The sequence below is a fragment of the uncultured Xylophilus sp. genome, from assembly GCA_913776965.1.
In the GTDB taxonomy this organism is placed as follows: Bacteria; Pseudomonadota; Gammaproteobacteria; order Burkholderiales; family Burkholderiaceae_C; genus Xylophilus.
Window position 1 is genome coordinate 23,114 of record CAJYQL010000031.1, and the last position, 19,109, is coordinate 42,222.

Genomic DNA, 19,109 nt, shown 5'->3' on the forward strand with positions numbered 1-19,109 from the left:
CCGTCAGGAAAAGCGCGAACCGAACCGGCCGGCACCGTAGCCGCCCATGCCCGGGGCGCGGACGTAGGTCGCGACGTCGTCCGACGGCAACAGCGAGGCCAGGGTACGGTCCACCGCAGCGGACCGTCGGGCCAGGTTATCGCGGTAGGTCGCCAGCCGCTGGCCGATCCGGCCGATCCGCGCCTGCAGTTCCGGCTGGCGGGCGAAGGCATCCTGGGGAAGGGACGACAGCACGAAGGACACCTCGGCCGCCGCGTCCCGCAAGGCGGTGGTGTCCATCTTCAGACGCGCGCTGTCGCCTGCCAACAGGGCGGTGGCGACGGCGTCCAGCTGCGCCTCGACGGCCGTCAGACGATCGTGCAACACCTCGGCCGGCTTCATGCTTCGATCGCGCCTCTCAGCCTTGCGCCTTGCGCAGAACCTGCTGCGCATTCGATAGCAGCCGGTCGGCGATGGCTTCGGCGTCGACCTTGTACGTTCCGTTCTCGATGGCGGTGCGGACCGCCGCCACCTTGGCGGTATCGAAGCTGGCGCTGCTGTTGCCCAGTGCCGCCTGGCCCAGCGTACGGGCGAGGTTCGACACGGTGACCGGCGTACCCTGGGTCGCGGCCGGCGCGGCGGCCGCAGGTGGGGGAGCCGACGAAGATGCTGCGGCCGTACCGGTGCGCGGTGCTGCCGGGGTGGGCACCTTCAGGGGCAATTCGGGGTTTTGGCCAATCTTCATCGCACGCTCCACGACCCTCCGCAGGGTCTCGTAGGTAAGTCTTCGGCGGTTCTGCGCGGGACTTTAGTGCAATTTTTTGGCGGGCCGTCAGATGTCGAGCCGCACTGTACGGGCATCCAGCACAGTGCCGGTCATCATCCGCCCGCCCTCCATGCGGACCCGCACCGGCTGCCCCACCACGCCAGCAGACACGGCCTGACCGTCGGAGGTGACGGCAAAACCCGTGCCCTGCGCCACGATCCGCACCTGAGCGCCCGCCTGGAAGGCGGTGGCCGCACGGACGGCCGACTGACGCAGCGCCTGACCGGCATTGAGCGACCGGGTCAGCACGGCACCGACCCACTGCGACGCATCGGCCAGCACGGGGGACGCCTCGTCGGCCCAGTCGACCTCGGCCTGCATCGCATCGTTGGCCGACAGCGTCGCGCCGGCCACCACCGGTCCGCGCACCACCCAGGCCGGGCCGAACGCCTTGACCTGGATCGGCAGGAACACGTTCCAGCGGGTCTGGCCCTCGACGCAGCGCAGGCCCAGCCGGGTCTTGCCCCAGAGCCGCATGCCGACCGGGATGTACGGCTCCACCTTGGTGCACGGTGCGAGCCGTAGCCGGCTGTCGAGGCTGCCGACCGTCACCTCCATCCGCAGGGGCATCTGCCCGCCCGCGGTCGCCTGGGCCTTGTACACCTCTTCATCGACCCAGCGCCGGCTGCTTTCCAGCACGTCGGCGCCGACCTCCAGAGCGACGGCCTGCGCTGATGCCGGGCCGGCTGCGGCGAGCAGGCCGGCCGCGGTCCACACGCCCAGCCAAGAACGGGAGCGCGACAGGAAGGAAGGACGATGGAAGCGCAGCAGCATGGTGTTCTCCGCAAACAGGTGCTTCGCCGCGACGCGCGGCATGCCGGGACGCGGCACGGCCCCGACCGAAAACTATAGGCACCGGCCGGCCGCGCCAATGCGCGAACTGAGGGCGTTTTGGCCGCTTCATCCCGGCTTACCGGCAGGAGGCGATTTCCATAATCGCTCCACGTCCCGACTCCACCGCCACTGCTGCGCCCGACCTGCCATGCTCGACAAACTGACGAACCAGCTGGACTTCCATGCGAAGGGCCTGCTGCTGCGCTCGGAGCGGCAGCGCGTCATCGCGAGCAACATCGCCAACGCGGACACGCCGGGCTACGCCGCCCGCGACTTCAATTTTTCCGACGCCATGGAAGCCGTGAACGCCGGCAGTGGCGGCAGCACCGCGACCGGCAGCCTGCGGCTGGCGGCGCCCGGTGCCGCGGCCCCGGGCGGCGGCAACAGGGGCTTCATTCCTCTGGGCGGAAGCGGCTCGACGATGGGCAACTTCGCGATGGGTTACGTGACGCAGACCCAGACCGCCATGGACGGCAACAGCGTGGACCTGGACCGCGAACGCGCCGCCTTCGCGGACAACGCGGTGCGCTACGAAGCCACGCTGCGCTTCATCAACGGCTCGGCCAAGACCATGCTGACCGCCATCCAGGGCCAGTGACGGCGCCCCTCCCGCACGTACCGGAAGTCCACCATGTCCATGTTCTCGATCTTCAGCGTCTCTGGCAGTGCCGTGAGCGCGCAGTCGCAGCGGCTCAACGTGGTGGCCAGCAACCTGGCCAACGTCGAAGCGGTCGCCGGCCCCGACGGCAAGGAATACAAGGCCCGCCAGGTCGTCTTCCAGACCGTTCCGATGGGCGGCGAAGGGGCCGCCGGCGTCAAGGTCAATGCGATCACCGAGACCCAGACGCCCGGCCGCAAGGTGCACGACCCGAACAACCCGAGCGCCGACGCGCAGGGGTATGTGACGCATTCGAACGTGAACGCGGTCGAGGAGATGGTCAACATGATCTCCGCCTCCCGCGCCTACCAGAACAACGTCGAAGTGATGAATACCGCCAAGACCCTGCTGCTGAAGACGCTGCAGATGGGCCAGTGACCGACTTCCGAGGACCGCCATGACCGCCACCACCGCCACCGACGCGCTCACCTCCACCACGGGCTACACCTACACCCGCAAGAGCGAGGCTGCCGGCACCGATGCCAGCGGCAACACGGTGACCAACCAGAGCGAGGCGCAGGACCGATTCCTGAAGCTCCTCGTCGCGCAGCTGAACAACCAGGATCCGATGAATCCGCTGGACAACGCGCAGATGACCTCGCAGATCGCGCAGATCAACACCGTCACCGGCATCCAGCAGCTCAATTCCACCGTCACCAGCCTGGCGACGCAGATGGCGGCGATGCAGGGCATCCAGGCGAGCGCACTGGTCGGCCGCGAGGTGATCACCGAAGGCAAGACGCTGTCGATCGACACCACGGCGAAGAAGGGTACCGGCACTTTCGAGCTGTCGGGCGACGCGAGCAACGTCAAGGTCGACATCCTGAGCGCGAGCGGGACTGCGCTCGGTACCGTGCCGCTGGGCCGACTGGCGGCGGGACGCCACGAGTTCGCCTGGGACACCGGCAGCTACGGCGCCAAGGACGGACTGCAGTTCAAGGTGACCGCGACCAGCGGCACCACCCCGGTCGGCACGACATCGCTGGTGCGCAACAAGGTCGCTTCGATCGGCTCGGACACCGGCGGCGCCCTGACCCTGCAGTTCCAGAACGGCACCTCTGCGCCGTACACCGCCGTCAAGTCGATCCTCTGACCGGCACCCGCCCCTCCACACCCCCAAAACGCAGCGCCTAGGAGCACACCATGGGATTCCAGCAAGGTCTTTCCGGCCTGAACGCCGCCAGCCGCGGCCTCGACGTCATCGGCCACAACATCGCCAATGCCAACACGACCGGCATGAAGTCCTCGCGTGCGGAATTCGCCGAGCTGTACGCCTCCAACCTGGGCACCGGCGGCGGCGGCAATTCGCCTGGCATCGGGGTGACGACGGCGGCGATCTCGCAGCAGTTCAGCCAGGGCAACCTGAGCACCACCGGCAACGACCTCGACCTGGCGATCAACGGCGCCGGCTTTTATGCAGTGCAGATGCCCAGCGGGGAGATCAACTACACCCGTGCCGGCACCTTCAAGCTCGACAAGGACGGCAACATCGTCACCAATGCCGGTGCCAAGCTCCAAGGCAATCTGTTCGACCCGCAGACCGGCGCGGTCAGCAAGGGCAGCCTGCAGCTGCCCACCGGCAAGGGCATCCAGGGTCAGGTGACCTCGACCATCACGGCCGTCGCCAACCTGGACACCGAGGCCGTGGTCGCCTCCAGCACCACCCCTCCGACGCCGGTGACCAAGTACGGTACGTCGCTCACCGTCTACGACACCCAGGGCGCGGCCATCCCGGTGGGCCTGTACTTCCAGAAGACGGCAGCCAATACCTGGGACGTGTTCGCCGACTATCCGAACGGCAGCAGCACCGGCACCATGGGCACCGCGCTCGGGTCGATCGCGTTCGATTCCGCCGGCAAGCTGACCAGCGGCTCACCCATGACCCTCACCGGCGTGACCGTGCCCGGCGGGGCCACGGCTGCATTCGACGTCGCGCTCAACCTCGACGGCATGACCCAGAACGCCAGTTCGTTCTACGTCTCCACGCTCAAGCAGAACGGCTACGCCCCCGGCGAGCTGACCGGCGTGAAGATCGAGGAGGACGGCATCATCACCGCCCGCTATTCCAACGGCGAAACCCAGGCGGCCGGCCAGATCGTGCTGGCCAACTTCCGGAACGTGCAGGGCCTGGAGCCGACCAGCGGCACCTACTGGAAGGAGACGGCGGCGTCCGGCGCGCCGCTGAAGAACACGCCGGCATCCGGCAACTTCGGCAAGATCGCCTCGGGCACGCTGGAAGACTCCAACGTCGACCTGACCGCCGAGCTGGTGAACATGATGACGGCGCAACGCGCCTACCAGGCGAATGCGCAGACGATCAAGACGCAGGACCAGGTGATGTCCACCCTGGTCAACATGCGCTGATCGCCGCCGGGAGCCCTGAGCCATGGACCGCCTGATCTACACCTCGATGACCGGTGCCGGTGCCGCGCAGGCGCGGCAGGCGGTGCTGGCCAACAACCTGGCGAACGCCTCGACCAACGGTTTCCGCGCGGAGTTCTCCACCTTCCGCTCGGTGCCGGTGCGCGGCGACGGCGCCACCACCCGGGTGTTCGCCTCCGAGGCGACCGCCGGCCACGACAACACGCCCGGCATGCCCCAGCGCACCGACCGTCCGCTCGACGCGATGGCGCAGGGCAACGCCTGGTTCGCCGTGCAGGGGCTCGACGGCACTGAGGCCTACACCCGCAACGGCGGCATGGAGGTCACGGCGCAGGGCACGCTGATCAACAGCGTCGGCCTGACCGTGCTGTCGGCCGACGGGGCACCGATCGACGTGCCGCCCGGCTCCCAGATCACGCTCGCGCTCGACGGCACGATCACCGGCAAGGTCGAGGGCCAGCCGCCGGCCACGCTCGGCCGCATCAAGATGGTCACGCCCACGGCCGAGGACCCGCTGCGCCGCAGCGAGGACGGCCTGTTCCGCACCGCCAACCGCGAGCCGCTGCCGGCCGATGCCACCGCCCGCCTGCAGACCGGCGCGGTTGAAGGCTCCAACGTCAACTCCGTCGCGACCATGGTCGCGATGATCGAAGCCGCCCGGCAGTTCGACTCGCAGGCCCGGCTGATGCAGGCCGCGGAAAGCGACGACAAGGCGGCGGCCCAGCTGCTGTCCATCGGCTGACCGGCTCCCTCCGCAGAAAGCGCACCATGATCAATTCGCTCTGGATCTCGAAGACCGGCATGGAAGCCCAGCAGACCCAGCTGGACATCATTTCCAACAACCTGGCCAACGTCTCGACCAACGGCTTCAAGCGGGCGACGGCCGTGTTCGAAGACCTGATGTACCAGAACCTGCGGCAGGTGGGTGCCAACAGCACCGAGCAGAACCAGCTGCCGACCGGCCTGCAGGTGGGCCTGGGCGTGCGCACGGTCGCCACCTCGCGCTCCTTCGCGCAGGGCAGCCTGCAGCAGTCGGGCAACGTGCTCGACGTGGCGATCAAGGGCAACGGCTTTTTCCAGGTCACGATGCCCGACGGCACGCTCGGCTACACCCGCGACGGCTCGTTCCAGGTCGATGCCCAGGGCCGGCTGGTCACCTCGAACGGTCTGCCGATCGCCAACGGCGTGACCGTGCCTCCCAACGCGCAGAGCATCACCATCTCGGCCGAAGGCGCGGTGGCGGTGGTGCTGCCAGGCAACGTGGCGCCCCAGCAGATCGGCACGATCGCGCTGACCAACTTCGTGAACCCGGCCGGCCTGGAGCCGCGCGGCCAGAACCTCTACAGCGAGACCGCGGCGTCCGGCCAGCCGCAGGGCGGCACGCCGGGCACCAACGGGCTGGGCTCGCTGTCGCAGGGCTTCGTGGAAACCTCTAACGTCAACGTGGTGCAGGAACTGGTCACGATGATCCAGACCCAGCGGGCCTACGAGATGAACTCCAAGGCCGTGCAGACCTCCGACCAGATGCTGCAGAAGCTCGCCCAGCTGTAGCCATAGGCCCATCCCGTGGCGGCCCTGGGGCCGCCTTCCCCTCGAGGGGCGGCCGCATGCAGGCCGCATCCGGAGAAACGTATGAACGCCCGTACCGCAACCGTCCTGCGCACCCTGCTTTCCGCCGCCGCCCTGCTGCTGGCCGGCTGCGAGACGCTCCAGCCCCGGCCCCAGGTCGACATGCCGGCGACCACGCCGCCGCCGATGACCTACGCACCGCTGCCGGCCACGACGCCGACCGGCGGCCTGTTCCGCACCGCCAGCTACCGCCCGGCCTTCGAGGACCGGCGTGCGCGTCTGGTCGGCGACACGGTGACCATCACCATCGTCGAGAACGTCAGCGCGAGCCAGAAGTCCACCTCGACGGTCGACCGCAGCGGCAGCGTGAAGGCGGGTATCACGGCCCTGCCCTTCTTCGGCGCGGCCTCGCTCGGCGCCAAGACCAACATCGGCGCGTCGGATGCCAACAGCTTCTCGGGCAAGGGCGGCACCGAGAGCGCCAACACCTTCTCCGGCGCGATCACCGCCACCGTGATCCAGGTGCTGCCCAACGGGCATCTGGTCGTAACAGGCGAGAAGCAGATCGGCGTGAACCAGAACGTGGACGTGCTGCGCTTCTCGGGCACCGTCGATCCGCGTGCGATCCAGGCCAACAGCATCGTCTCGTCGACCCAGGTGGCCAACGTGCGCATCGAGTCGCGGGGCCGCGGCCAGCAGGACGAAGCCCAGACAATTGGCTGGCTTTCCCGCTTCTTTCTGACCGTTCTGCCGTTCTGAGTCCTCGCAGAATCGGTGCCATGACCACCGTTCTGCGTTTCCTGTCTTCCGGATGCCTCCGCGGCGCTGCCGCGCTGCTGCTCACGCTGGCCGCCATCGCGCCGGCCCAGGCGATGCGCATCAAGGAAGTGGCGGCGGTCCAGGGCGTGCGCACCAACCAGCTGACCGGCTACGGCTTGGTGGTCGGTCTCGACGGCACCGGCGACCAGACGACGCAGATGCCGTTCACGACGCAGAGCCTGTCGAACTACCTGCAGCAGCTCGGCATCACCCTGCCGGCGGCGACCGCCTCGCAGCTCCAGCTGAAGAACGTGGCGGCGGTGATCGTCACCGCCCAGCTCCCCGCCTTCGCCCAGCCCGGCCAGGCGATCGACGTCAACGTGTCGTCGATGGGCAATGCCAAGTCGCTCAAGGGCGGCACCCTCATCACCACCCCGCTGCGCGGCGTGGACGGCGAGATCTACGCGCTGGCCCAGGGCAACGTCGCGGTCGGCGGTGCCGGCGCCGCCGCCGGCGGCAGCAAGGTCCAGATCAACCACCTGAGCGCGGGCCGCATTCCCGCCGGCGGCCAGGTCGAACGTGCCGTCGCGACACCGCTGCAGGAAGGCGACTCGATCAACCTGGGCCTGAACGCCTCGGACTTCCAGACCGCCCGGCGGGTCGCCGACGTGATCAACCGCCGCATGGGCAGCGGCCTGGCCCGTGCGCTCGACGGCCGCACGGTGCAGGTCCAGGCACCGACCGACCCCAGCGCCCGCGTCAATTTCATCGCCGATCTGGAAGAGCTGCCGCTGGAGATCGCCGCACCGGCGGCCCGCGTGGTGATCAACGCGCGTACCGGCTCGATCGTGCTCAACCAGGCGGTCACGCTCGGCCCCTGCGCGATCGCCCACGGCAACCTGTCGATCACGATCAGCTCCACGCCCGTCATCAGCCAGCCCGCGCCGTTCAGCGGCGGCCAGACGGTGGTGGCGCAGAAGAGCGACATCGCGATCAAGCAGGAGCCCGGCATCCTGATGCAGGTGCCGGCCTCGCCGCAGCTCGCCGACGTGGTGCGGGCCCTGAATGCGCTGGGCGCCACGCCGCAGGACCTGCTCGCCATCCTGCAGGCGATCAAGGCCGCCGGTGCCCTGAATGCCGAACTGGAAGTGATCTGACCGCCGGAGCGACGCCATGGCCATCCAGCAACTCCCTTCGTCCACCAACGCCCTGGCGGCCGACGCCCGCACGCTCAACAACCTGAAGCTGCAGGCCGGCAGCAGCGATCCGGCGGCCACCAAGGAAGCGGCCAAGCAGTTCGAGTCGCTCTTCATGCGCGAGCTGATGAAGACGATGCGCCAGGCCACGATGAAGTCCGGCATGAACGACAGCGCCGGCGAGAACATGGCGACCGACCTGCTGGACCAGCAGTTCGCGGTGCAGATGTCCGGCATGCCGGGCGGCCTGTCCGACCTGATCGCCAAGCAGCTGTCGAACCAGACCACCACTACCCTCGACGCGCCCAAGACCGCCCTGCCCTCGACCCTGTCGCTCGCCCGCACGCCGGCGGCCGCACCGGCGGCGCCGACCGGCAGCCCCTCGGGCGACTTCGTGCAGCAGCAGCGCGAAGCGGCCGAGAAGGTCAGCCAGGAGAGCGGCATCCCCGCCTCCTTCATGCTCGGCCAGGCCGGCCACGAGACTGGCTGGGGCCGCTTCCAGATCAAGATGAAGGGCGGCGATCCGTCGTACAACCTGTTCGGCATCAAGGCAGGCGCCGGCTGGACCGGCAAGGTGGCCGAGGTGACCACGACCGAATACATCAACGGCACGCCACGCAAGGTGACGGCGAAGTTCCGCGCCTACGACTCGTTCGAGGACTCCTTCCGCGACTACGCCCGGCTGATCAACGAGAACCCGCGCTACGCCACCGCCCGGCAGAACACCGGATCGGCCCAGGCCTATGCGACCGAACTGAAGCGGGCTGGCTATGCGACCGACCCCGCTTATGCGTCCAAGCTGAGCCGCGCGATCGCCAGCGCTGCGCAGTGGCAGCAGCGCAACATCTGAGCGCAGGGTCATGGGTCTGCTCAACGTCGGCGTCCGCTCGCTGCTGGCCAACCAGGCCGCGCTGCAGACGATCGGCCACAACATCTCCAACGTCAACACGGCGGGTTACTCCCGCCAGGGCGTGCTGCTGGAGACCTCGGGCAGCCAGTACACCGGCGGCGGCTACATCGGACGCGGCGTCACCGTCGCCAACGTGCTGCGCAGCCACAGCGACTTCCTCACCCGACAGGCGACGCTCGCTGCCTCGGCCGCCGCGTCGGACCAGGCCCGCGCGTCGCGGCTGACGCAGCTGGAAGACATCTTCCCCGGCGGCGCGAGCGGCCTGGGCGCGGCGGTGACCGACATGCTCAACGCCTTCACCGACGTGGGTACCGCGCCGACCGACCTGACCGCGCGTGCGGTGGTGCTGACGCGGGCGCAGGAGATGTCGAGCCGCTTCAACGGTGCGGCCACCCGGCTCAACGAGCTGCAGACCGGCACCCGCCAGCAGCTCGAGGATGCGGTCACGGCCGCCAACGGGCTGCTGCAGCGCATCGCCAAGGTCAACGACCAGATCGCGCTGGCAGCCGGACAGAACCAGGCACCCAACGACCTGCTCGACCAGCGCGAGACGCTGATCAAGGACCTCAACCGCTACGTGCAGACCACCCAGGTCGCCGCCGACGACGGCACTACCGGCGTGTTCATCGGCAGCCAGCCGGTGGTGCTCGGCATCGCGACCGCCACGCTGTCGCTGGTGCGCGACCCCGGCGGCGACCCGTCCAGGGTGAACATCGCCATCGGCCGTGCCGGCGCGGTCACCCACATGGACGAGAACGGCCTGAACGGCGGCGAGATGGCCGGTCTGCTCAAGGTGCACAACGGCGACATCCCGGAAGCGCGCAACATGCTCGGCCGGATCGCGCTGGCGACCACCACGTCGGTCAATGCCCAGCACGCCGTCGGCCTGAACCTCGACGGCACCAGCGGCGGCAATTTCTTCAAGCCGCAGACGTTGGCCGACGGCTACAAGGCTGCGGCCAATACCGGTACGGCGACGGTCCAGGTGGCGGTGGCCGATGCCAGCCTGATGGCGGCATCGGACTACCAGGTGCGCTTCACCTCCGGCACCGCGGGGGAAATCGTGCGGCTGTCCGACGGCAAGGTCACCGCGATGGGCAGCGTGCCGGGCGCGACGGTGGTGGACGGCCTCACCTTCACCGCGTCGGCCGGCGCGAATGCCAACGACAGCTTCGTCGTCAAGCCGTTCGCGCTGGCGGCGACGCAGATCGGCACGCTGTTGACCTCGCCGCGCGAACTCGCGGTCGGCAACCCGGCCGTGGTCTCCGCCGCGCCCGACAACCAGGGCACCGTCGGTGTATCCGGCTTCACCGTCACGCCGCAGTTCTCCGGCCCGGCCGCGGACGTGGTGATCACCTTCGACACCCCGACCAGCTACACCGTCACCCAGCCGCCCGCCGCACCCGGCGCCAGCCAGCCCTACACGGCCGGCGGCACCATCGCGCTGAACGGCTGGCAGCTCACGCTCAAGGGCACGCCCAAGGCGGGCGACCTGCTGGTGGTGCAGGCCAACGACAGCAGCATCGCCACGCCGACCCGGGCGGCGGCCGGCTGGCCGACGACCCCGACCGCCACCCCGGTGGCGACCATCGGCGGCCCGATCAAGACCACCGCCGGCAACGCCGACGCGCTGGCCAACCTGCGTGATCAGACGATGTTCGACGGCTCGCCGCTGTCGGATGGCTATGCGGGGCTGATGTCGCAGATCGGCGTACGGGTACAGAGCGCCAGCTACAACGCCGGCGTGTCGCAGTCGATCCTCGGCAGCGCGCAGGGCGACGAGGCGGCGGTCAGCGGCGTGAACCTCGACGAGGAGGCCGCCAAGCTGCTGCAGTACCAGCAGGCCTACCAGGCCTCGGCCAAGATGATCCAGATCGCCCAGGGCATCTTCGATTCGGTGATCGCAGCGATCGCCCGCTGACGCCACCGCACGCAGGAGCACGCATTCCCATGTCCTACGCCAACCGCCTCGGCAGCGCCACCACCTACGCGAGCGCGATCCAGAACATTGCGCGCCGGCAGGTCGAGCTCGCCGGCCTGCAGGAGAACATGACCTCCGGCAAGCGGGTCAACCGCGCGAGCGACGATCCGACCTCGGCCGCGCAGGCCGAACGCGCCACTACCCGCATCGCCCGCATCGCCGCCGACCAGCGGGCACTGGCCGCGCAGCGCGACACGATGGCGCTGGCGGAATCGACGCTGGGCGACGCCCACTCCGCGCTGCAGGATTTCCGCACGCTGGTGGTCAATGCCGGCAACGGCACCCTGACGCCCACCGACCGCGCCAGCATCGCGCAGCGGTTGACGGCGCTGCGCGAGCAGATCTACGGCTATGCCAACCAGCAGGACAGCAACGGCGTGCCGCTCTACGGCGGACTCGGCGCTGCCGACACCGCGTTCTCCAACACCGACCCGGTGCAGTTCCAGGGCCTGGGCGGCCAGCGCACCGGCGGCAATGTCTCGGTCGCGCCGACCATCGACGGCCAGGCCGCCTTCATGAACGTGCCCACCGGCAACGGCGTCTTCACCGTGGCCACCGGCGCGGCCAACACCGGTACCGCCTGGGCCGATGCCGGCACGGTGACCAACCCGACCGCGGTAACCGGCCACGACTACAGCATCGCCTTCGCGGTGGACGCCACCACCGGTGCCACCACCTACACCGTCACCGACACGACCGTCGGCACCACCACGCCCGCCGCGGCGTACAAGGAAGGCGCGGCGATCGTGTTCGATGGTCAGTCCCTGGTGGTCAAGGGCAAGCCAGCGAACGGCGACAGCCTTGCCGTCGCGCCCAGCGACCGCAGCGACGTGTTCAAGGTCATGGACCAGGCGATCGCCGACATCACCGCCGCGAAGACCACGACCGGCGCGCTGCCGACCCAGCTCGCGCAGTCGCTCGCCCAGATCGATGCCGGGCTCGCGCGGCTGCAGACGGCCCGCGGCCATGCGGGCAACGTGCTCAACCAGGTCGACCGCATCAGCGACGGCCAGGAGGCGCGCAGCACGCAGCTCGAAGGCGAGCGCTCCGCGGCGGAGGACCTCGATATGATCCGGGCGATCTCCGATTTCCAGAACCGGCAGACCGGTTATTCGGCGGCGCTCAGTTCGTACGCGCAGATCCAGAAGCTGTCGCTGTTCACCTTCATCGGCTAGGGCTTCCGTACTTTCCCCGGCGCGGAGCGCCCACCGCTCGGGCACCATCGCAGCATGACGGCCTCCGTTCTCGACTCCGTTACCTTCACCTACCAGCCGGTCTGGAACGCACAGCGCACGCTGGGCGCCGTCGCGCTGCATGTGCGGCCGCTGGTGCGCAAGGACGTGCCGGAAGGCCCGCTCGATGCGCGCCACCTGCTCGACGAGATGCGCGACCGGCTGCCGCACGATGCGCCTCCGGTGCTGTTGGTCGCCCAGACGGCGCGGATGCTGGTCGAACTGCTCGACACGGTCGAGCCGCCGCCGGCCGCCCGGGCGCCTGTCTTCGCCACCAGCGGCTTCTTCGCGCCGACGGTGGTGGTCGCCGCCGGCCTGCTGGAACGCAACGCCGACGTGGCCGCCGCCGTGCGGCGCGCGGCCCGGCGCGGACTGCCCCTCGTCTGGCAGGGCAGCACCGACCGGCCGCCGGCCGAGGACATCAAGACCTGCTTCCAGCGATACTGGCTGACGCTGCCGCCGCCCTGGGCCGCGGCGGCGCTGCAGGACGCGATGCGGCCGGTGCCGCCGGGCGACCGGCCGCCTCCCGGCCGGCTGCCGGCCGGACACATCTTCGGCGGCATCGAGAACCGCACCCTGATGGAGTACTGCCTCGACCGCTGCGGCGCGGTGGGCATCGCCGGCTGGCCCGCCGAGGACGTGGTCTACAGCCTGCGCCATACGCCGTCCGAACCCGACCATGCGGTCGTGCTCGCGACGCTGAAGGCGCTCGAATCCGACCGTTCGGCCGAAGCGGTGCAGGACCTGATGGCACACGACCCGCTGCTGGTCTACCGCTTCCTCATCTTCGCGAATTCGCCGGGCCTCGGGCTGCGCAATGGCGTCGAGTCGGTCCGGCACGGGATGATGATGCTCGGCTTCGACACCCTGCGCAGCTGGCTCGGGGAGCAGCTGCCGCACGCCAGCCGCGAGGCGGCGCTGCAGCCGATCAAGGCGCAGACGGTGATCCGGGCACGGCTGATGGACCGGCTGATCGATGCCGGCGTCGAGGACACCCTGCGCCGCGAAGTGACGATGTGCGGCCTTTTCTCCGGCTTGGACCTGCTGCTCGACGAGCCGCTCGCGACCATCCTGGCGCGGCTGCCGGTGTCGGGCCGGGTGCGCGAATCGCTGGTGCAGCGCACCGGCCCGTACGCCGGCGAGCTCGCGATCACCATCGCGCTGGAATCGCCCGACACCGACGCGCTGCGCAAGCTGTGCGACCGCCACGACATGGAGGCCGGCGACGTCAACCGGGCGCTGCTCGACGTGGTGGGCGGGCTGCAGACGGGCAGCGCCACCGTCTAGCACACGCATCCGAAAGGTTCATTCGCCGGGCTGCGCGCCGACTTGCTGCGAAGAACACGCTAGCCCGGCCGCGCCGCCGACAGCCCGTCCCGCGCCGCCCGGAACGCCTCCCAGAACGCCGCGTCCTGCGTGTTCGCGAAATTGATCCGCATCGCGGACGAGGGCTGGCGGCTGGCGTGGAACAGCGCGCCCGGCGCCAGCAGCCAGCCGCCGTCGAGCATGCGCTGCGCGAGCAGGTCGGTGTCCACGCCGGTCTCGAGCCAGCCGAACATGCCCGCCGGCTCGGCGAGGAAGGTGCAGCCGGCCGCGCGCGCAAGCCGGGCGCTGCGGGTGCGCGCCGCGTCGAGCCGGCCGCGGACCCGCTCGGCGTGCCGTCGCAGCGCGCCCTGTTCGATGCAGATCGCGAGCGACTGCTCCAGCAGCGCCGGCGTGGTGAGCGTGGCCAGCAGCTTGGTGTCGAGCAGCCGGTCGACCAGCGGCGCCGGCGCTGCGAGGAAGCCGACGCGCCAGTTGGGCGCCAGCAGCTTGGCGAAGCCGCCGATGTAGAGCGTGCGCCGCAGCCCGTCGAGCGAGGTGAGCCGGGTGGCGTGCTCCGGCGCGATATGGCCGTAGGTGTCGTCCTCGGCGATGTGGAAGTCGTGCGCTTCGGCCAGCTGCAGCAGCCGGTGGGCGGCGCCGGGTGTCAGGCAGTGGCCGGTCGGGTTGTGGAACACGCTGACGCTGATGAAGAGGCGCGGCGCATGGGCCTCGCAGTAGCGCGCCATCACCGCCAGGTCGGGGCCGTCGGCATGGCGTGGCACCGTCAGGATGCGCAGGCCGAGCGATTCCAGCCGCGCGAACTCGACCGACCAGCCGGGCTCCTCCACCATCACCGGATCGCCCGGCTTCAGCAGCGTGCGGCTGACGATGTCGAGCGCGTGGGTCGCGCCGACGGTGGTGATGATCTGCGCGGCCGGCGCCGGCACCTGCAGCGCCGCGAGCCGGTGCGACAGCACCTCGCGCAGGCCGGCGTCGCCGAGCGGCTCGCCGTAGAGCCGGGTGCCGCGCGCCCAGGCGGCGCTGGCCGCGACCTTGCGCACCGCGGCCGGCAGCGCCGGCAGGTCCATCCAGTCGGCCGGCAGCATGCCGGAGCCCGGCTGCGGCCGGCCGGCGGCGGTCTGGAACATGCCGCGGATCAGCGCCGTGGCGTGGATGCGGGCGCCGGCCGGTAGGCCCAAGGGCACGCTTGCTCCGCTTTCGATAGCAGCTTGCGCAGACAGGACGGGCGCAGAAGCCCGATTTGCCTGCGAATCCCGGACGAAGAAACCGCGCTGCCGTCGCGCCTCCACCAGCCCCTGCGCGAGCAGCATGTCGTAGGCCGCCACCACCGTGTGGGTGCTCACGCCCTGCTGACGGGCGCATTCGCGCACCGAGGGCAGCCGGGTGCCGGGCGGCAGCAGCTGGTCGCGGATGCGGGCGGCGAAACGGCCGGCGAGCTGTTCGGTCAGGGTGAGCGACGGGTTGCGGGTGAGCATGGGCAAAACGGCGATCCGGTGGGCTGTGCCTGCGACACGACCGATACAGATATGGTGCCTGTCGGCCTGTCTGTAGCGGTTCTGTGATGGTCTGCGACTCTAGAGTAGCGGCCATGAACCCGCAACCCGCGCTGCCCCTGCCGCCCCTCGACCCTGCGGGCACGGGCGCCGCCGAGCGCCGCCGCCGCGACGAGACCCGCGGCATGTGGCTGGGCGTGCTCGGCGTGGCGATGTTCGCGGCCACACTGCCGATGACCCGGCTGGCCACCGGCACCCAGGACGCGCCGCAGCTCTCGCCCTGGTTCCTGACGCTCGGCCGCGCCGCGCTGGCCGGGCTGCTGTCGGCGGCGGTGCTGCTCGCGGTGCGGGCGCCGCTGCCGCGGCGGCACCACTGGCTGCCGCTCGGCATGGGCGTGGCCGGCAACGTGCTGGGCTATCCGCTGCTGCTGGCGATCGCGCTGCGCACCGTGCCGTCGAGCCATGCGGCGGTGGTGACCGCCCTGATGCCGCTGGCGACGGCCGCGATCGCCGCGCTGGTGCTGCGCCAGCGGGCGGCGCGCGGCTTCTGGTGGTGCGCGGTGGCGGGCGCCGCGCTGGTGGTGCTGTTCGCGGTGCTGCGGGCCGCCCGCGCCGGCCACGGCTTCCTGCCGGGCCTGCCCGACCTGCTGCTGGCCGGCGCGGTGCTGACCGGCTCGCTCGGCTACGTCTACGGCGCCCGCGCCACCGCCGAACTGGGCGCCGAGCGCACCATCTGCTGGATCACCGTGCTGTCGCTGCCGGCCACCCTGCCCTGCGCGCTGTGGCTCTGGCCGCAGCAGCCGGTCGCGGCCTCGGCCTGGGGCGGCTTTCTGTACTGCGGGCTGTTCTCGATGTGGATCGGCTTCTTCGCCTGGTACCGCGGGCTGGCGCTCGGCGGCACGCTGCGGGTCAGCCAGACGCAGCTGCTGCAGCCCTTCTTCGCGATCCTGTTCGCGGTGCCGCTGCTCGGCGAGCCGCTGGAGCCGGTGACCCTGCTGTTCGCCGGCGGGGTGATCGCCACCGTGCTGCTCGGCCGGCGCCTGGCGCGGCCCGCCCCATGAACCCGCCCGACCGTCGCCCCCACCCTGCCGCTTTCCCTATCGTGCACACGGTGCATTGCGCCTACCCTACGCTCCTTCGTTTTCGCCGCAGCCTCCGCTCGCCGCGTCCCTGATGTCTCCTGCTCCCGAGGACTTTTTCCCATGACCTGGACCCTGGCGGCCCGCACCCGCAAGATGACCTCCTCCGCGATCCGCGACCTGCTCAAGCTCACCGAGCGGCCCGGCATCATCAGCTTCGCCGGCGGCCTGCCGTCGCCCCAGGCCTTTCCGGTCGAGGCCTTCGCCGCCGCCTGCGACCGCGTGCTCACCGCGGGCGACAGCCGCGCCGCCCTGCAGTACGCCACCACCGAAGGCCTGCCCGCGCTGCGCGAGGCGGTCGCCGCCAGCCTGCCGTGGAACGTCGATCCGGCCCAGGTGCTGATCACCACCGGCTCGCAGCAGGGCCTGGACCTGGTCGCCAAGGTGCTGATCGACCCGGGCAGCCCGATCCTGGTCGAGACGCCCACCTACCTCGGCGCGCTGCAGGCCTTCCAGCCGATGGAGCCGTCCGTCGTCGCGGTGCAGAGCGACACGGGCGGCATCGACGTGGACGACCTCGCCGCCAAGGCGGCCGGTGCACGCTTCCTGTATGCCCTGCCCAACTTCCAGAACCCGACCGGCCGCACGATGGACGAGGCGCGCCGCGTCGCGCTGGTCGCCTGCGTGCAGCGCCACGGCCTGCCGGTGATCGAGGACAACCCCTACGGCGAGCTCTGGTTCGACACGCCGCCGCCGCTGCCGCTCACCGCCCGCAACCCGGCGGGCAGCATCTACCTCGGCAGCTTCTCGAAGGTGCTGGCGCCGGGCCTGCGGCTGGGCTTCGTCGTCGCGCCGCCCGAGATCCACCACCGGCTGGTGATGGCCAAGCAGGCGGCCGACCTGCACAGCCCGAGCTTCAACCAGCGTGTCGTCGCCGAGGTGCTGAAGGACGGCTTCCTCGACCGCCACGTGCCCACCATCCGCGCGCTCTACAAGGCCCAGCGCGACGCGATGCTGGCCGCACTGGCCCGCGAGATGGAAGGCTTGGGGGTCGAATGGAACACCCCCATCGGCGGCATGTTCCTCTGGGCACGGCTGCCGGCGGGCCTCACCGCCGCGGCGCTGCTGCCCAAGGCAGTCGAGAAGGGCGTGGCCTTCGTGCCGGGCGAGCCGTTCTACGCCGGCGCGGCCGATCCGCGCACGCTGCGGCTGTCCTTCGTGACCGCCACTGCCGCCCAGATCGACACCGGCATCGCCGCGCTCGCCGCAGCGGTCCGCGAGGCGCTGCCGCAGGCGGCCGCCGCCCGCACGCCCGCACCGCTGGAGGCCTGACGCCATGCTGCATCTCTGGGGCCGGCTCAGCTCGATCAACGTGCGCAAGGTCGTCTGGACCGTGCAGGAACTCGGCATCACCCTGCAGCGGACCGACGCCGGCGGCGCCTTCGGCCTGGTGCAGGAGCCCGACTACCTGGCGCGCAACCCGAACGGGCTGGTGCCGCTGCTGCACGACGAGGACGGCGACGTGGTGCTGTGGGAATCCAACGTGGTGGTCCGCTACCTGTGCGCCCGCTACGCCTCCGAGACGCTCTACCCGCAGGGCATTCCCGAGCGCTTCGAGGCCGAAAAGTGGATGGATTGGCAGCAGACCACCCTCAACCCGGCCGGTCGCGACGCCTTCCTGCAGTGGATCCGCACCCCGGCCGACCAGCGCCGGCAGGACGCGATCGACCGCTCGGTCGCCGCGATGGAGCCGCTGCTCGGCATGCTCGACGCGCAGCTGGCGCAGCGGGAATTCCTGGCCGGCGATCGCTTCACGATGGCCGACATCCCGGCCGCCTGCGAGGTGCACCGCTGGTTCGGCCTGCCGCAGCCGCGCCCGTCGTGGCCGCACCTGGAGCGTTGGTTCCAGGCGCTGTCGGCCCGCAGCGGCGCCGCCGGCGTGCTCGACCAGCCGCTGGCCTGACCGGCGGCCGCTGCCCCATGACCGCACCGCGCCCCTTCCGCCAGGTCGACGTGTTCACCGACCGCGTCGGCTACGGCAACCCGCTGGCGGTGGTGCTCGACGGCACCGGGCTGGACGATGCGCAGATGCAGCGCTTCGCCGCCTGGACCAACCTGTCGGAAACCACCTTCCTGCTGCCGCCGACGCAGCCCGGCTGCGACTACCGCGTCCGCATCTTCACGCCGGCCGGCGAGCTGCCCTTCGCCGGCCATCCGACGCTCGGCAGCTGCCACGCCTGGCTGGCCGCCGGCGGCGTGCCGCGGGATGCGCGCACCGTGGTGCAGGAATGCGCGGCCGGTGCGGTGCGCATCCGCCGGGGCGGTGGGGCCGGCGACGGCGGGCGGCTCGCCTTCGCCGCGCCGCCGCTGCGGCGCAGCGCACCGTCGCCCACGCTGCTGGCGCAGGTGGCGCGGGCGCTCGGCCTGCAGCCGCAGGAGATCCGCGCCGCCCAGCTGCTGGACAACGGGCCGGTGTGGCTCGGGCTGGTGCTCGACAGCGCCGGCACCGTGCTCGCGCTGCAGCCCGACCATGCCCGGCTGAAGCAGTCGGGCACGAAAGTGGGTGTAGCGCACGTCCCGCCTGCGCTTTCAGCTCCTGATTCGATAGCAAACGATGCGCCGATGGTCACGGTGCGCGCCTTCGCCGCCCCGGTCGGCGTGGCCGAGGACCCGGTGACCGGCAGCCTGAACGCCGGCCTGGCTGAATGGCTGATCGCCGACGGCCTGGCGCCGCCGGCCTACGTCGCCTCGCAGGGCGAATGCCTGGGCCGTGCGGGGCGGGTGCATGTGGCGCGCGACGACCGCGGCCAGATCTGGGTCGGCGGCGACGTGGCCGACGGCATCGCCGGCACGGTCCAGCTCTGAGCCTGGCGCCTGCCGCCGGC

At 70.7% G+C, this 19,109-nt stretch carries 20 protein-coding genes; 16 read left to right on the top strand and 4 right to left on the bottom strand.

The genetic code is table 11. The annotated features are described in order from the left end of the window. Window positions 1–3: 3 nt before the first annotated feature. The 3 genes from QZ500_RS05390 to flgA all read right to left on the bottom strand — a co-directional run bounded on the left by QZ500_RS05390 (window position 4) and on the right by flgA (window position 1,579). On the bottom strand, window positions 4–381 hold the full coding sequence (locus QZ500_RS05390; RefSeq protein WP_295851846.1) for a hypothetical protein: 378 nt from the start codon (window positions 379–381) through the stop codon (window positions 4–6). Between the two features lie 16 nt (window positions 382–397). Then, a complete protein-coding gene (flgM, locus tag QZ500_RS05395; RefSeq protein WP_295851848.1) occupies window positions 398–724 on the bottom strand; it encodes a flagellar biosynthesis anti-sigma factor FlgM in 327 nt (108 codons plus the stop codon). 87 nt (window positions 725–811) lie between these two features. Further along, complete coding sequence (gene flgA, locus QZ500_RS05400; RefSeq protein ID WP_295851850.1) at window positions 812–1,579, bottom strand: flagellar basal body P-ring formation chaperone FlgA; 768 nt, start codon at window positions 1,577–1,579, stop codon at window positions 812–814. 208 nt (window positions 1,580–1,787) lie between these two features. On the opposite strand from flgA, the gene QZ500_RS05405 reads away from it, so the two are divergent. The 12 genes from QZ500_RS05405 to QZ500_RS05460 all read left to right on the top strand — a co-directional run bounded on the left by QZ500_RS05405 (window position 1,788) and on the right by QZ500_RS05460 (window position 13,613). Beyond that, on the top strand, window positions 1,788–2,237 hold the full coding sequence (locus QZ500_RS05405; protein WP_295851853.1) for a flagellar basal body protein: 450 nt from the start codon (window positions 1,788–1,790) through the stop codon (window positions 2,235–2,237). A 33-nt stretch (window positions 2,238–2,270) separates the two neighbouring features. Beyond that, entirely contained in the window at window positions 2,271–2,675 is a 405-nt protein-coding gene (gene flgC, locus QZ500_RS05410; protein ID WP_295851856.1) for a flagellar basal body rod protein FlgC, read from the top strand. Between the two features lie 19 nt (window positions 2,676–2,694). After that, on the top strand, window positions 2,695–3,390 hold the full coding sequence (locus tag QZ500_RS05415) for a flagellar hook capping FlgD N-terminal domain-containing protein (protein ID WP_295851859.1): 696 nt from the start codon (window positions 2,695–2,697) through the stop codon (window positions 3,388–3,390). Between the two features lie 50 nt (window positions 3,391–3,440). Beyond that, window positions 3,441–4,661 carry a flagellar hook protein FlgE gene (flgE, locus tag QZ500_RS05420; protein WP_295851862.1) on the top strand — a complete coding sequence of 407 codons (1,221 nt, stop codon included), beginning with the start codon at window positions 3,441–3,443 and terminating at the stop codon, window positions 4,659–4,661. Window positions 4,662–4,683: 22 nt separating this feature from the next. After that, the gene (locus tag QZ500_RS05425) at window positions 4,684–5,421 is read left to right on the top strand and encodes a flagellar basal body rod protein FlgF (protein ID WP_295851867.1); all 738 of its coding nucleotides are present in this window, start codon (window positions 4,684–4,686) and stop codon (window positions 5,419–5,421) included. 26 nt (window positions 5,422–5,447) lie between these two features. After that, the gene (gene flgG, locus QZ500_RS05430) at window positions 5,448–6,230 is read left to right on the top strand and encodes a flagellar basal-body rod protein FlgG (protein WP_295851871.1); all 783 of its coding nucleotides are present in this window, start codon (window positions 5,448–5,450) and stop codon (window positions 6,228–6,230) included. An 81-nt stretch (window positions 6,231–6,311) separates the two neighbouring features. After that, entirely contained in the window at window positions 6,312–7,007 is a 696-nt protein-coding gene (locus QZ500_RS05435; RefSeq protein WP_295851874.1) for a flagellar basal body L-ring protein FlgH, read from the top strand. Window positions 7,008–7,027: 20 nt separating this feature from the next. Beyond that, window positions 7,028–8,164 carry a flagellar basal body P-ring protein FlgI gene (locus QZ500_RS05440; RefSeq protein WP_295851877.1) on the top strand — a complete coding sequence of 379 codons (1,137 nt, stop codon included), beginning with the start codon at window positions 7,028–7,030 and terminating at the stop codon, window positions 8,162–8,164. A gap of 16 nt (window positions 8,165–8,180) precedes the next feature. Then, window positions 8,181–9,053: a flagellar assembly peptidoglycan hydrolase FlgJ gene (gene flgJ / locus QZ500_RS05445; protein ID WP_295851879.1), complete on the top strand. Its 873-nt coding sequence runs from the start codon at window positions 8,181–8,183 to the stop codon at window positions 9,051–9,053. Window positions 9,054–9,063: 10 nt separating this feature from the next. Continuing rightward, entirely contained in the window at window positions 9,064–11,034 is a 1,971-nt protein-coding gene (gene flgK, locus QZ500_RS05450) for a flagellar hook-associated protein FlgK (protein ID WP_295851881.1), read from the top strand. Window positions 11,035–11,063: 29 nt separating this feature from the next. Continuing rightward, on the top strand, window positions 11,064–12,269 hold the full coding sequence (gene flgL, locus QZ500_RS05455; RefSeq protein ID WP_295851884.1) for a flagellar hook-associated protein FlgL: 1,206 nt from the start codon (window positions 11,064–11,066) through the stop codon (window positions 12,267–12,269). A 54-nt stretch (window positions 12,270–12,323) separates the two neighbouring features. Then, a complete protein-coding gene (locus tag QZ500_RS05460) occupies window positions 12,324–13,613 on the top strand; it encodes an HDOD domain-containing protein (RefSeq protein ID WP_295851886.1) in 1,290 nt (429 codons plus the stop codon). A gap of 59 nt (window positions 13,614–13,672) precedes the next feature. Here QZ500_RS05460 and QZ500_RS05465 read toward each other — a convergent pair whose 3' ends face one another. Beyond that, window positions 13,673–15,127 carry a PLP-dependent aminotransferase family protein gene (locus QZ500_RS05465; protein ID WP_295851889.1) on the bottom strand — a complete coding sequence of 485 codons (1,455 nt, stop codon included), beginning with the start codon at window positions 15,125–15,127 and terminating at the stop codon, window positions 13,673–13,675. A 203-nt stretch (window positions 15,128–15,330) separates the two neighbouring features. On the opposite strand from QZ500_RS05465, the gene QZ500_RS05470 reads away from it, so the two are divergent. The 4 genes from QZ500_RS05470 to QZ500_RS05485 all read left to right on the top strand — a co-directional run bounded on the left by QZ500_RS05470 (window position 15,331) and on the right by QZ500_RS05485 (window position 19,089). After that, window positions 15,331–16,206 (top strand): DMT family transporter, encoded by an 876-nt coding sequence (locus QZ500_RS05470; protein WP_295851940.1) that lies wholly within the window; start codon window positions 15,331–15,333, stop codon window positions 16,204–16,206. A gap of 141 nt (window positions 16,207–16,347) precedes the next feature. Continuing rightward, window positions 16,348–17,556 carry a PLP-dependent aminotransferase family protein gene (locus QZ500_RS05475; protein ID WP_295851892.1) on the top strand — a complete coding sequence of 403 codons (1,209 nt, stop codon included), beginning with the start codon at window positions 16,348–16,350 and terminating at the stop codon, window positions 17,554–17,556. 4 nt (window positions 17,557–17,560) lie between these two features. Continuing rightward, window positions 17,561–18,187 carry a glutathione S-transferase gene (locus tag QZ500_RS05480; protein ID WP_295851895.1) on the top strand — a complete coding sequence of 209 codons (627 nt, stop codon included), beginning with the start codon at window positions 17,561–17,563 and terminating at the stop codon, window positions 18,185–18,187. A 17-nt stretch (window positions 18,188–18,204) separates the two neighbouring features. Continuing rightward, window positions 18,205–19,089, top strand: coding sequence for a PhzF family phenazine biosynthesis protein (locus tag QZ500_RS05485; protein ID WP_295851897.1), 885 nt, complete (start codon window positions 18,205–18,207; stop codon window positions 19,087–19,089). Window positions 19,090–19,109 lie beyond the last annotated feature (20 nt).

What these genes read in the sequence shown, in the direction of transcription:
- QZ500_RS05390 (WP_295851846.1), bottom strand. Translation starts at nt 381, where the DNA reads ATGAAGCCGGCCGAGGTGTTGCACGATCGTCTGACGGCCGTCGAGGCG.
- flgM (WP_295851848.1), bottom strand. Translation starts at nt 724, where the DNA reads ATGAAGATTGGCCAAAACCCCGAATTGCCCCTGAAGGTGCCCACCCCG.
- flgA (WP_295851850.1), bottom strand. Translation starts at nt 1,579, where the DNA reads ATGCTGCTGCGCTTCCATCGTCCTTCCTTCCTGTCGCGCTCCCGTTCT.
- QZ500_RS05405 (WP_295851853.1), top strand. Translation starts at nt 1,788, where the DNA reads ATGCTCGACAAACTGACGAACCAGCTGGACTTCCATGCGAAGGGCCTG.
- flgC (WP_295851856.1), top strand. Translation starts at nt 2,271, where the DNA reads ATGTCCATGTTCTCGATCTTCAGCGTCTCTGGCAGTGCCGTGAGCGCG.
- QZ500_RS05415 (WP_295851859.1), top strand. Translation starts at nt 2,695, where the DNA reads ATGACCGCCACCACCGCCACCGACGCGCTCACCTCCACCACGGGCTAC.
- flgE (WP_295851862.1), top strand. Translation starts at nt 3,441, where the DNA reads ATGGGATTCCAGCAAGGTCTTTCCGGCCTGAACGCCGCCAGCCGCGGC.
- QZ500_RS05425 (WP_295851867.1), top strand. Translation starts at nt 4,684, where the DNA reads ATGGACCGCCTGATCTACACCTCGATGACCGGTGCCGGTGCCGCGCAG.
- flgG (WP_295851871.1), top strand. Translation starts at nt 5,448, where the DNA reads ATGATCAATTCGCTCTGGATCTCGAAGACCGGCATGGAAGCCCAGCAG.
- QZ500_RS05435 (WP_295851874.1), top strand. Translation starts at nt 6,312, where the DNA reads ATGAACGCCCGTACCGCAACCGTCCTGCGCACCCTGCTTTCCGCCGCC.
- QZ500_RS05440 (WP_295851877.1), top strand. Translation starts at nt 7,028, where the DNA reads ATGACCACCGTTCTGCGTTTCCTGTCTTCCGGATGCCTCCGCGGCGCT.
- flgJ (WP_295851879.1), top strand. Translation starts at nt 8,181, where the DNA reads ATGGCCATCCAGCAACTCCCTTCGTCCACCAACGCCCTGGCGGCCGAC.
- flgK (WP_295851881.1), top strand. Translation starts at nt 9,064, where the DNA reads ATGGGTCTGCTCAACGTCGGCGTCCGCTCGCTGCTGGCCAACCAGGCC.
- flgL (WP_295851884.1), top strand. Translation starts at nt 11,064, where the DNA reads ATGTCCTACGCCAACCGCCTCGGCAGCGCCACCACCTACGCGAGCGCG.
- QZ500_RS05460 (WP_295851886.1), top strand. Translation starts at nt 12,324, where the DNA reads ATGACGGCCTCCGTTCTCGACTCCGTTACCTTCACCTACCAGCCGGTC.
- QZ500_RS05465 (WP_295851889.1), bottom strand. Translation starts at nt 15,127, where the DNA reads ATGCTCACCCGCAACCCGTCGCTCACCCTGACCGAACAGCTCGCCGGC.
- QZ500_RS05470 (WP_295851940.1), top strand. Translation starts at nt 15,331, where the DNA reads ATGTGGCTGGGCGTGCTCGGCGTGGCGATGTTCGCGGCCACACTGCCG.
- QZ500_RS05475 (WP_295851892.1), top strand. Translation starts at nt 16,348, where the DNA reads ATGACCTGGACCCTGGCGGCCCGCACCCGCAAGATGACCTCCTCCGCG.
- QZ500_RS05480 (WP_295851895.1), top strand. Translation starts at nt 17,561, where the DNA reads ATGCTGCATCTCTGGGGCCGGCTCAGCTCGATCAACGTGCGCAAGGTC.
- QZ500_RS05485 (WP_295851897.1), top strand. Translation starts at nt 18,205, where the DNA reads ATGACCGCACCGCGCCCCTTCCGCCAGGTCGACGTGTTCACCGACCGC.